The 12488-nt window shown below is 33.5% G+C and carries 10 protein-coding genes and 1 pseudogene; 5 read left to right on the top strand and 6 right to left on the bottom strand.

The features are described from left to right. Nucleotides 1-50: 50 nt before the first annotated feature. A complete protein-coding gene (locus CVT00_RS06960) occupies nucleotides 51-1934 on the bottom strand; it encodes a hypothetical protein (protein WP_107916023.1) in 1884 nt (627 codons plus the stop codon). 297 nt (nucleotides 1935-2231) lie between these two features. Here CVT00_RS06960 and CVT00_RS06955 point away from each other — a divergent pair, with 297 nt between their 5' ends. Further along, nucleotides 2232-5873, top strand: coding sequence for a S6 family peptidase (locus CVT00_RS06955; RefSeq protein ID WP_107916021.1), 3642 nt, complete (start codon nucleotides 2232-2234; stop codon nucleotides 5871-5873). Nucleotides 5874-6462: 589 nt separating this feature from the next. Here the strand turns inward: CVT00_RS06955 and CVT00_RS06950 are convergent. Both CVT00_RS06950 and CVT00_RS10490 read right to left on the bottom strand, forming a co-directional pair. Next, nucleotides 6463-6876: a S24 family peptidase gene (locus tag CVT00_RS06950; RefSeq protein ID WP_230853734.1), complete on the bottom strand. Its 414-nt coding sequence runs from the start codon at nucleotides 6874-6876 to the stop codon at nucleotides 6463-6465. A gap of 66 nt (nucleotides 6877-6942) precedes the next feature. Then, a pseudogene (locus CVT00_RS10490) lies at nucleotides 6943-7026 on the bottom strand (hypothetical protein); the annotation flags it as partial. Nucleotides 7027-7180: 154 nt separating this feature from the next. Here CVT00_RS10490 and CVT00_RS06940 point away from each other — a divergent pair. Together CVT00_RS06940 and CVT00_RS06935 are read left to right on the top strand one after the other, a co-directional pair. Beyond that, a complete protein-coding gene (locus tag CVT00_RS06940) occupies nucleotides 7181-7417 on the top strand; it encodes a DNA-binding protein (RefSeq protein ID WP_103567046.1) in 237 nt (78 codons plus the stop codon). A gap of 31 nt (nucleotides 7418-7448) precedes the next feature. Further along, nucleotides 7449-8879, top strand: coding sequence for an AAA family ATPase (locus CVT00_RS06935; RefSeq protein WP_103596818.1), 1431 nt, complete (start codon nucleotides 7449-7451; stop codon nucleotides 8877-8879). A gap of 399 nt (nucleotides 8880-9278) precedes the next feature. Here CVT00_RS06935 and CVT00_RS06930 read toward each other — a convergent pair whose 3' ends face one another. The 3 genes from CVT00_RS06930 to CVT00_RS06920 all read right to left on the bottom strand — a co-directional run bounded on the left by CVT00_RS06930 (nucleotide 9279) and on the right by CVT00_RS06920 (nucleotide 10219). Next, nucleotides 9279-9482, bottom strand: coding sequence for a hypothetical protein (locus CVT00_RS06930; protein WP_103596816.1), 204 nt, complete (start codon nucleotides 9480-9482; stop codon nucleotides 9279-9281). A 252-nt stretch (nucleotides 9483-9734) separates the two neighbouring features. After that, on the bottom strand, nucleotides 9735-9926 hold the full coding sequence (locus CVT00_RS06925) for a hypothetical protein (protein ID WP_196376848.1): 192 nt from the start codon (nucleotides 9924-9926) through the stop codon (nucleotides 9735-9737). A 71-nt stretch (nucleotides 9927-9997) separates the two neighbouring features. Next, nucleotides 9998-10219 carry a hypothetical protein gene (locus CVT00_RS06920; RefSeq protein ID WP_103596814.1) on the bottom strand — a complete coding sequence of 74 codons (222 nt, stop codon included), beginning with the start codon at nucleotides 10217-10219 and terminating at the stop codon, nucleotides 9998-10000. Nucleotides 10220-11458: 1239 nt separating this feature from the next. Here CVT00_RS06920 and CVT00_RS06915 point away from each other — a divergent pair. Both CVT00_RS06915 and CVT00_RS06910 read left to right on the top strand, forming a co-directional pair. Beyond that, nucleotides 11459-11623, top strand: a complete 165-nt coding sequence (locus CVT00_RS06915) for a hypothetical protein (protein WP_196376847.1) — start codon at nucleotides 11459-11461, stop codon at nucleotides 11621-11623. Further along, nucleotides 11620-12474: a relaxase/mobilization nuclease domain-containing protein gene (locus CVT00_RS06910; RefSeq protein WP_196376846.1), complete on the top strand. Its 855-nt coding sequence runs from the start codon at nucleotides 11620-11622 to the stop codon at nucleotides 12472-12474. Before CVT00_RS06915 ends, CVT00_RS06910 begins: the two co-directional genes overlap by 4 nt. The last annotated feature ends 14 nt before the right edge of the window (nucleotides 12475-12488 follow it).

Genomic DNA, 12488 nt, shown 5'->3' with positions numbered 1-12488 from the left:
ATATAGTTTTGTGGCTTTTTGGGATGAGGTCTTTAGCTCTTGTAAATTTACTACATCACCTCGACATGCACGTTTTTATCTATCTCGACAAAAAATGTCTGCCCAGCGTTGTTTTCGCCTCTATAGACTTGATTGACCGCTTCGCCACTTGGCTCTACTGCAAGCTTGTTATCATCAGCTCCGATGACGCTATTTTTTGCATTTAGGGCGGCTACTTCGCCATTTGTGGCCTTTACGAAATTTCCAACTAGCTGCACCACGTCGTCACTATCGCCTGAAATTTTAAGGATGGTGTTTAGGCTCTCTAAGCCATCAGGCCCTTTGGTAGGGTTGGAGTCTATCATGTCGCTTATGTTTTGCCCGTTTAGCTTTAGCTTTACTGCCTTTGTGCCGTCAAGCTCGATGCGCTCAAAGCTCTCAAGGCGCTTATCTAGCTCCTCTATCTTTGTTAGATCCACGTTTTGGGTAAAAAGTAGCGTGTCTTTACCACCTTTTGCGTCGATATCGTGTGAGTTAAAGATAAATTTGTCATCATCGTTGCTGCCAACGTCTTTAGTGCCTTCAAATTTTAGGTCAAATGGCTTATCAAAGTCGCTTGCATTATCGCCAAATTTCACACCATTTATTTCTTTTGCCTTATAGAATGTATCGCTCTCTTTTGTTACAAGGCCTTTTTGAGCAAGAGCCTCCATATAGGCGTTGCTGACTAGTTTTATGTTAGGGTCATCTGAAATAATTTTATTAGTAGGGCTGATGCCAGAGAATGCTGTAAAATTATAACTATATCTATCATCAGATACTTCTATACGTACTTTATAAAAGCCGTAGTCTTCTGTTAAATTTAGGCTACTTGTGCTTACGCCTTGTGAGGCATTGCCTTCATCTCTGCCGCCATTTTTACTTGCCGATCCAAATGGCTGCCATGAAATTTCTCTACCATCAAATTCAAACTTAATACTTTGCCTTTCAGGCTTTGCATCATAATAAAAATTGTTAATATCACTACGATTTTTTATAAATATCCAGCCATCCATGCTGACCATTACTCCATCTGCTGTTATCTTGGAATCATATAGTTTATAGTGTCCGTTTAAATTGTGTGGCTTGAAGGGGCTGGTCATATTTTCGCTTAGTCTATCATTGGCATAGTCTGCATTTGAAGCTCTGCCTATCCTAGCGAGCTCCATAGCTGTCGGAGTACGGTCGCGTAGTCTGCTAGCTTTAGCTGAATCTGATGTGTCGAAATATCCAGGATCAGCCTGTTGCCCACTATAGTAATATAGGTCATTAAAAGTACTTGTCGCACTTACGTGATGGCTTGCACTCCACTCTTTTAGTATGCTTTTGCTATTATGCTCTATATCATAATAATCAAGCCCTCGCCCGCCATTTCTAGCTGAGTCATAAAGCCATATATCTGCGTCTAGTCCTCTGTTTGTGACCTTTAACACATTTATGGTATCTATAAATGGCTCTTCTTTTGGTTCTGCAACGCCACCGCTTTTTTCTACCAGCGTGCTAGAGGCACCTGAGGCGCTTTTTAGCTCACTTGGCTGGGCGCTACTTACGTTTGGCTCTAAAGATCTGTGTTGGTTGTAAATTTGATGGATATTTGCGCTATGTCCGCTTGTGACAAAGCTCGCCGCACTTAAAGATATGCCCTCGCTTGCGCCAAAGCCGTTAGAGTGATCGCTTTGCTCATCTGCTTCTTTTGCTGAGATTTTTAAAATTTCATCTAAATTTATGCTTTGATGAGCGCTTAAATTTACCTGCTCGCCATCTTCTAAAGTGATCTTGGCATCTAAATTTTTAGTAAAAATTTTCTCACCAGCGTAAATTTCATCGCCATCTTTTAGCATTTTTATGCTTCCATCTTGGCTTATGACGTAAATTTCACCCTGAATGTCTTTTATGATTAGCTTTTTTTCTTTCATATCTTTCCTTGTTTTAGTCTAAGCCATATCGGATAAATTTATAAAATATGTATAGCTAAATTCTTATTTTGTGGAGATTGTAGTGAAAGATGCTAGGTATTATCATTGTTTTACGTCAAAGTAATATCTATAAATTTATGAAAGTATAAAACATGTTTAAAAAGCGCAGGGATAAATTTGCTAAAGTAAATTTATCGTTTAAAAAATAATTAAGATTTTAATCATCAAAAGGTTTAAAAAGGTATATAATGCCTTTTGCGATTTAAATGGAATTTATCTTAAAAATGGAGGTTTATCTTGAAAAATAATCTTAGTATTTCTCTTGTTTTATCAAGCATTTTATGTAGCTGCTTAGATGCTCAGGTCATGGATATAGGGACAAATTTTTATAGAGATTACCTTGATCTTGCGCAAAACAAAGGCATCTTTAAAGCCACAGACGCTCCACTAGAATTTGCCCAAAGAAACGGCGCTAAATTTACGTTTAATAAGATCCCAAACAACAACGCAAGAAATAATAAAGGCAACTTTACTGCGCTTGGGCGAAATTTTGTGGTGACGGCAAATCACACACTTCTTGCCTCAGCTGCTACAAATTTTAATGAAAACAGAGGCTGGTTTGGCAATACGCTTTATGAATACGCGACAAATTCTACACAAAAACTTTATGGCGCAGACACAACGTATCTTCGCACTTCAAAATACATAGTCGAAGGGCAGATCGATCCTTTGGATGTGCCAAATTTGGAGATCTCTAGCCAAGATCAAACAAAAGATGAGGCTAATGCAAACAAGATAGAAGATCGTTTTAGAGATATAAAAAATAGCGGCGGAGCTAGCGGCGAGAACATCCTTGCATACGAGGCTGGCACAGGCTCACTTGCCCTTGAAAAGCCAAAAAGCGATTCAGATGGCTTTGCTGAGGTGATGAGCGCTACTGAGTTTGAGCACCAAAATATAGTAAATAACGCACTTGGCGCAAGCGTAAATGAGATTGGAGTAGCGTACTCGGCAGTTTATAAGAGCCATTACTCAAGTGTAAGTAAGCCCGGGGTCTATCTATTTATGACTTCAAACAGAGGCTTTAGAAATAGACTTTTGCCAGGAGATAGCGGCTCTGGGTTTTTTGTCTATGACACGGTAGCTCAAAAATGGGTCTTAGTAGGCGTTTTAACCGGAGTTGAGGATAATAAAAACTACGCTTCTATCGTTACTGCAAGAGATTTTAACGACTATAAAAAAGGGTATGAAAATTTAGTAAGTGGCGTAAATGTCCTAGGTAACGCGCTAGTGCAAAATAAAGATAATATATTTAGTAGCGCAAATGGCTCAAATATCACGCTAAGCACTAACCTAGACTTAGGACATGGCGGTATCGTCGTAAATAGTGGCGACTTTACTCTAAATAGCACAAATGGTAGCAAGATAGCGAAATTTGCAGGTTTTGACATAGCTCGGGGCGCTAGTTTAAATTTAAACGTCACTTCAGACACAAGCGTGCATAAGCTAGGCAAAGGCAGCTTGATAGTAAGCTCAAGTGGCAACAAACCACTAAGGCTAGGCGATGGCGTGGTTGAGCTAAGGGCTTTAAACGCCTTTGATAAAATTTATCTAACAAGTGGCAGAGGGCTCTTAAGGCTTGGCGTGAATGAAAATTTAAATGATAAAATTTTCTTTGGCAATGGTGGCGGAGCACTTGATCTAAATGGCTTTGATCAGACTTTTAACAATATATCAGCTAACTCAAGCGATGCGAAGATAACAAATGAAAACTCACAAAGGGCGACGCTTACTATAAACGGCGAAAGTGGCAAAGATACGATATTTCACGCAAGCATTGATAAAAATATAGAGCTAAAACATAGCGGGCAGGGCAAGGAGCTTGTTTTTGACGTGGGATTTGACATTGATGGTGCTTTGAGCCTAGAAGATGCCAAGGTTACGCTCCAAGGTCATCCAAAGACGCACGCCATTGGCGATGCTAGCGTTTTAACTCCCCTAGCAAAGAGCAAGATAGCCGCAACTGGTCTAAGCGAGCCAGCCTATATGGATCTAACTCGCCCATCCACACTCTCTCAGCCTGATTGGGACGAGAGAAAATTTAGTGCAAAAGATGGCGTAAAGCTTAAATCAACAGAGCTTACCATAGGTAAAGATGCTAAGCTAAATGGCGACATCACAGCTAAAAACTCGGTCATAAATTTAAGTGGCGAGCTAACTCACTATATAGATAAATTTGATGGCTCAAACACCTATGATGATGGTTTAAAGTATCGCCAGGATATTGAGAGCAGAAAATTACTCGTTAAAGACGTTAAATTTGACAATAAAATCGTCATGGATAGCGATAGTCTGCTAAAAGTAGGAGGCGGTACAACTAAGCTAAAAGAGCTAGTTATAAACGGCAAAGATACGCCTTTAGCTAAAGATGTGCTCTTAGGCGATGGTAAATTTGAGGTAGAAAATTTAGAGGTTAGTGGCGCGCAAAAGCTTGGCTTTGAGCCTGATAGTGTCGTAAAAAAGAGCCTAAAGATAAAGAGCTTTGGCAGTGAAAATGAGCCAGTACTTGACTTTAAAAAGGTCTTAACCCTTGGCGCTGGGATGAAATTTGATGTTGATTTTACTGCAGCACTTAAAGGCGGCATGGCGCTTGATAAAACATATACTTTAGTAAGCGCACAAAGCATCATAAATGAGGGCGCTATCTTTAACAACGAGCAAAAATTCGGGGATTTGTTTATGACCTATGCCATAAATGGTGGCAATATAGTGATGAAGCTAAGTGACAAAAAGGGAGAAAATCCATCCGTTTCGCCAAATATAGTACAAGAGAGGGTTTCTAAATTTAGCCAAAGAGAAAATAAAATCCTAAGCATGCTAAAAGGCACGCCTGAATTTGTGCAAGCAATCTCGAGCGGTGACGACGAGGCGCTAAGAAAACTGGTGCAAAAAGCAGATAAAGAGATGAAAGAAATTTCTACTTCAGCTCTTAAAGTGAGCATAAAAGCTTTGCAAAACAGCAATGAGCTGATGAACTCTAGGTTATTTCAGGTCACGCAGCTAAGGGCAAAGGCTGATATCTCGCAGTTTAAGCTAGCTGGACTTGAAAGCGACATCATGCCAAGTGCGAAGATGGCTTACGAAGCAGCAGAAGCTAGCAGGGAGAGAAACAACTTCTGGGCAAATGTAAATGGTGCTTATTTTAAAGATAAAATAAGCGATGGCGACCTTAAATTTTATGGTACAAATATCGGCTATGACAGAGGTTATGACGAGTTTATCTTAGGTGTAAGCGCTGGAGTAAGCAAGGCTAAATTTAGCTCAGATATATTAAAAGACGATGCTAAAATTTATAGTTTTGGTGCGTATGGGCTTTTTGAAAGGGGACCTCATGAGATACAAAGCAATCTAAATTTTGCCTTTATAAGCTCAAAACGCAGCCTAGATGAGGCGCAAAAAGCTAGTATAAAAGGCAGAGGCATCCTCTCAAGCAACTACTATAAATATAAAATTTCACTCTCTAAAAGTGGCGAGTTTGAGCAAAGCATAAAGCCTCTACTTGCGCTAGAGCTTGGCGCTAACGGCACTGATGGATTTAAAAATGACCGATATGATCAAAAGAGCACCAATGACTTTAATGTGGCTGTGGCAGCAGGAGTAGAATATGCTTTAAACAGCGATAAAAACGCATTTAGCGTGCAATTTTTAGTAAAACAAAGTGTATATAACTCAGAAGATAAGTCTTATGTTTCACTTAATAATTCAAATGAGTATGTTGATTACAAACTTGATAACAATAAGCTAAGCTACAAGCTTACTTTAAACTCAGATACCAAGCTTAGCGAAAATTTGGTTCTCTCTTCTCAGCTAAGTGGCATGCTTGATAATGATAAAAACTACGGCATAAGTGGTGGTTTAAAGATCGAGTATAAATTTTAAATTTATGTCAAAGTAGATTTAAATTTCACTTTGACGTTATTAAAAAGCAGATTGTTTTAAATTTGGTAATTTTGAAATCTAATGAAAAATAGTGAAATTTAAAGCTTGAAAAAGTAGGTGGTGGGTTCACCAGGGACTATTGTATTAATAATATTCAGCAAATAATAGAGCCTTATGATCTAAAGTAAATACATCATTACTCTATAAAAATACTTTTTTTATCATCTAATAGGTCTTTATGATATTTACTATACATTAATTATATAAGACTTATAATTAGCTGTTTATTATTGATAAAAATATATTACACTTACGAAAAAGTATAAAGGAAGGGATACTATTGTCTTTTTGAAAAAGAGCTAAAAAAACAATAGACAATAGGTAAACCAAATTTTTGCTAAAGCAAAAATTTGGACTTTTATTTAAAACATGGGGGCAAGCCCCCAAACCCCAGACAGATAAAGAGAAAATAAATTTAAAATCACTCTTCAATATATTTAGGTTGATAATTCTTAAAAAAATGTTTATGACGTATCCTAAAATTTCTATTTTATTAAGTTCGTTTTGAGAAAGTTCAATATTGGAGAAATCATCTTTGCTTGAAAAACTTAAGGTTTTGATTAAAAGGGTTTATACGGCAATACTTAATTAATACCTCATTATTAACTCTTAAAACTAAGAGGGTATTATCTCTTGGGGTGTTATCTCTTACAATAATTAAAATATCTCCATCTGTTGCGAATGGCGTTGCCTTATTGTTTGTTACGGTAATAAAATTATAGTCATGTGGCTTTGATAGATTAAATAGTTTTGAAAAAGAATTTTTAATACTTTGTAAGTAAGGATCAATGCTTTCTTTTTGGTTTGCAAAATCATATAGATCATCATAAATTGTGCAAATACTTTCAGAATTAGCTCTTATTTGAAGCTTGCCATTGTCGGTTTCAATATTATATTTGCTGATTGCAGCAGCTATATCAATATCTGTATCAAAAGTAGTCAATTCCAAAACCAGTAGCTTCAGCAATTTTGTATTTGACTTGTATAGGAAGTGGGTTTATATTATTTTTCATAAGAATTTACCCCTAACTCTACTTATTCCGATCTTATCACCAAACTCACTCTGAGTAAGTCCATAGGCATTGCGTAATCTTCTTAGTTTGTCGCCGCATCCATTTGTTTTTCATAAAATTTTTCCTTTTTTTATTTATTTTTAGCAAATATAAAATTATTTGTTAATGTATTAAGAGTAGTATAAGGTTGTGAGATATAAAATGATATTAGATTTTTTAGGAGGTTATCTTTTTATGATTGATGTAGTAGATGAAAAAATAGAAAAAAAGAATGAATTTATTACTCCAGAGCAGTTCGAAGAATTATTTGGAATAAGCATAGATAAACAAACTAGGCTTAGATTTAGTGTAAATTATACTGAGAAACGTAAAGCAAAGATCCCTCCTTTACCATATATAAGAATAGGTAAAAGAATATTATATAGACTGGAGAGTGTAAAAGAATGGTTAATAGAACAGGAAAGAAGATAATGATTTGCAGTAAAAGAAAAAAGGTTGTGATATGAAGCGGAACCACCACCATAGCACAACCCACAAAAGCACTGATATTCTATCAAATAAAATCATAAATGTCAAGGAATTCACTGCTTTGGATATTGAAAATGCTAATTTTGAATGGTTGATACCGAATTTCCTTTCAAAACAGAGCTTAAATATGGTATATGCTGGTGCTGGTGCAGGCAAGAGCATGTTTGCTATCCATCTTTGTAATTACTTAGTGAAAAACAATGTTAATCTAGATGAAATTGTTTATATGGATGCTGATAACGGCATTGATATATTACAGAGTAGGCAAGTCGATAAAATTATGGATAATAGCAATGGAAAAATAAAATATATTCTCTCTAACAGCTCGCATAGATTTACTATATTTAAAAAGTTAAACAGAGAATTTAAAGCAGGTGAAATAAAAAATCGACTTATTATTATAGATAGTATTAGAAATTTTATAAAAGGTAGTCTAAGTAAAGATGATAATATAACAAGATTTATGGCAGACCTGCAAGGATTGAGAGACAAGGGTGCTACTATTATATTCCTCCACCACCAACCTAAGCAGGGAATGGATAAAAACGATGAGAATTATAAAGGCGCTACAGCCTTCATGGATAGTGTTGATGAAGCTTACTATTTACAAAACGAAAGTGACAGCTCTATTTCTATCAACGACAATGAAATGATTGTTAGCTTAAAACCAAAGAAAAAGAGAAGCCATACAAAAGAGATGGTTGCTTTAATTGATACCAGGGAATTAGATCTAAAATTTATTGAAGATGATTTTATTGGGCTAAGCGACAAAGAAAAGATATCTTTACAACTGGCACAAGAAATTATTGATCAAAAAGGTGAAATTTGTCAAAGCGATCTTGCAATAGCCATACAAAAACTTGCAAATAAAAACTACTATGAAACGGTTGGACGTAATACGCTTTGGAAATTATTTGACAAATTTGATGGAAAACTTTTTGATATTAAACGATTAAGAGGATATCAAAATTGTAATAAAAAGGTATTTGTGAGCAGAATAATGAATAAAACACCAAAATCAGAACAAGTAAATTTCGACGTTCATAAAATTGAAGTATCAACCAATGATTTTGAAAGTGCAAAAGTAGCCAATAGCAACCAGCTCTCTATAAACAAAAGCAATTTAAAGTTTTTAACTGCCATTCCCGTTAATATTGAGCCTATATCTAATGTTGATCAACATGGGTATTCAACAATACGAGCATCTGTAGGAGGCTATTGTGTAGATATTGAAATAATAAATAACGATCTTGATCCGCTAGTAAATGAGTTAAAACAATGTATAAAGGACTATGATAAGGAAAATTCGTATCCGACGTTTTTTGGCGGCGATGAACTATTAAATATTTTATTAAAAATTAAGACTATCAATGAATTAAAAATAGTTTTAAGAAGTGATGGCTAACGAATGATAGTTGATATCTTTTTTATTGGTTTTCTAATGGTCGTAATAGTATCGTTCTTAACCTTGCTTACTTTGGGTTATTTTGATACAAGTAAAGAATAAATCAAGAAGGTTATTCAAACATGATTATAATTAGATATTTTTTTATAAAATATGCTCAACTCTTTTATCTATTACTTATTCTTGCCTTGCAGTTTGTGGAATGTTTTTCTTGTTCAAAAACAATCGATATATTGGAAATTAGAAAGATATATCAAGAAACTGGACAATACCCTATTGAAGTTATTAATCCAGTAAGCTTGCAGCAGTTAAACGATATAGTTAAAGATTTCAATGGAACAATCATATTTTCCAAGAAAGGAAAAATAGTTTTAAATAAATAGTAGATTTTGCTCCTTTTTACAGATAAATTTTATCAACTTTTCTTTTTAGCTTACGTGCTAGAAATTTTCCATTATCATCTTCACCTATCTCATATCCAGCCTTTTCAACATCCGCTTTTAAGTTGGCTATATTAGAATTTAGCCTATCTCTTTGCGCAATTAACGAAAATATATATTTAGCATTATTCACTAGGTTTTGTAACTTTTGTTCTTTTATCATATTTCTTCTACTTTATCTGTTTTTTTATAAAAATTTTATTTCCCCAAAACTTGGTTATTAAACCACCTATCCAAGCAATGACTAAAAAAATTAACGAGAAGGATAATTAGCATTAAAAATATCAGCCTCATCCCCATTGTCCTTTGCGTAACCAACGATACTAAATGCGACTTTTTATAAATTCAATTATATTTATCCCATTAAGCATCGCATAAATAGGCGTTATGATCATCACTAAAAGACATATCATAGTCATAAAAAAATACTTATGACAAAGCCGATAGTAAAAGCCATTGCCTCTTTTTCATTTTCCTCATCTTCGATTTCACCTCTTAAAAATGGATATGACAAAAACATTCCAGTCGTCAAAAGCATAATCGAAAAAGCTGAAAACGTATAATTTATAAAATCTACGAAATTTGTTGATAATGTTTCTAGCATCATTCTTTATTCCTTTAGTCTCTAGCAGTTCATTTCATTAATTTTTATGGCGTTTTGCTATTTATTAATAAAATTTAAAACTCTATTCCTATATTGTGTTCTTTGATAAGGTTTAAAAAATCAATTTTAAACTGCTCATTTGTTTCAACTGCTTTTATGATCTTTATGCCTATATCCTTAAATTTTTGCTCATTTTCTTCTTTGATAGCATTTAATAATTGCTTTCTTTGCTCTGAAAGTTTCTTAAGTTGTTCTTCGTTTTTTAGAAGTCTCTCTGCTGCTGTAAGTTTTGACATTGTATAGCTCCTTTTTATGTTTTGATAATTTTTGACGTTTATATTTAAAAACAGAATATCAAATTCATGCATAACCTTTTTCTTTTTATTGGTTATTTTATTTGTTCTGATATTTTTTGTTATTATAACATATTCTTGGTATTTTTTGATAAAAGCTGTGTTATAATCTAAAAATGAATAAAGAAATAAAAGCAGTTACATAAAATAGTAGATTGCAGGATAGCCTTTTTCTCCTATTTTTGTAATACAAAATATTTGAGAAAAAGGCAAAATACTCTACGAGGCTCTTGTAATTTTTTTGCTTTGCAAAAATTTTTCTGGTAAATAGGAAATGGAGGGTTTTTTGAATTATGGCTAAAGAATTAAAAAAACTTTTAGATTAGATGTTGAGAATTTAATTACTACAAACCTTAAAAAGAAAAATGGGGGTAAAATCATTAAATGAAGCAATCAATTTACTTTTTGTTCTTTTTAGAGAGAGATAATAAAATTATTGATGCCGTAAAAAGAAAATTATCCACTTTTTAAAAAAATAAAAAGGTCTGAGCTTACTAGAGAAAAATATCAAAGAGGTTAAGAAATTTTTTACCGATGTTGAATTTAAAAATTAAAACAACTTGCAAAGGATAATGGTTTTTCTAGTGTAAATAAGTTTTCAAAATTTTTGGTTTTGAGCCACCTTTACGATGATAAAATACTTTAAGTAACGATACAATAAATGAATTTTGCAAAAATGAATTATTTGGTTAAACGCATTGGTATAGCATTTAAATATTTTTGTAAAAAGCAATTCAACAAAATACTTCTGCTTCTTTTGAAAAAGATGCTATTGATAATTTAATAAATAGAATAAATAAACAAGTTCAAGAGACTGACAATTTTTATAAAAAGAACAAAAAATATTTTTTTACAGGCTAAATTAAAATGAGTCATAAATTAAAAATCATATTTGGATGATGAAAAATTTTAAAAGCTATCTGGAGCGAGTTTGAGCAGAGAAAATATTTCGCTTCTCCTCAAAGTTTTTAAAGATAAGATTTGGAATAAGTATCTTTTAAGCAAAGGTTTTTATTTCTCAAGAAATTTACTAAAAAAATGAAAGAGAGCATACAACTAAACTTTTAACTAAAAGACGTGGATATAATTCTCAAGTCTTGATAAAAATTACTGGCAAGGATCAAAAATTTTCAATCAACTTAAAAAGCCATATAAAATATATTAGCCGAGACGGCTTACTTGATGTTTTTTATTAATGATCCTTTAGAAAGTGATAATGAAATTTTTATTAATGATATAAATGAAATAGCTGCAACATTCCAAGATGGGGTTTATGATATTCCCAATAAACATGATGTTGAAAAACTAAAATTAAAAGACGAGGTAGTGCATATGGTTTTTCTATGAAAGGTGAAAATAATATCCCTGTCGAGGAAATTAAAAATGCTGCAATAAAAACCATTAAAGAAAGATTTTTAAATAATCATTTTATATTAGCAGTCCATAATGACACAGATAATCCTCATTGCCATTTGGATTTAAAAAGTGTTGATTGTAATGGAAAAAGAATTAAAATTTCTCCAGCTGATTTGGATATGATGCGTGATGAGTTTGCAAAGAATTTAACCGATTTGGGATATAAAGCAACAAATTTTTCTTATAAAAATAAGAAATTTTCTAAGAATAAATTTCCAGACGTTTGGGATGGACATAAGCCGCATCATTACAAGATAACTGGATATGGTGAAGCAAAATATAATTTTTCACTAGATGAGCATACCGAAGAGTCGTATTATGTTAAATTTGAGACAAGTAAAGGGAAAGAAACTATTCTTTGGGGCAAGCATTTAAGGCAGTTAATGGAAGATTATAATATTACAAATGGAGATTATGCTAGGTTTGCAGTAACTGCTCAGGAACCGATTGTAAAGAAAATTTATGATAAAAAAACTAAACAATGGTGCGAAAAAACTCTTTATAGGAATGTGTGGGATTGTTCTGTAGAAGGAAAGAGAGAAGTTGAATTGACTCCCCTCAGTGAAGCTGAAAAGAAAAAGACTGAATATAAAATTCTTTCCAGAAGTGACACAAAAGTTGTTGCTCCATCCTCGCAAACAAAAGATGTTAATCCAAAACAAAATAAAACTGACTCAAGCAAAGCTCAAATTTTACAAGCCAAACAAAAGGTTGTGGAAAATACAACAAATATTGATAGCAAAAAAGCTAATAGTCTTAATAAAAAAGATTTTAACAGATAGACACATCTGCTTGT

This window comes from Campylobacter concisus, assembly GCF_003048675.2.
Taxonomy (GTDB): Bacteria; Campylobacterota; Campylobacteria; order Campylobacterales; family Campylobacteraceae; genus Campylobacter_A; species Campylobacter_A concisus_F.
Note: the sequence above shows the minus strand (reverse complement) of the source record. Positions and strands in the feature narration are given on the sequence as shown.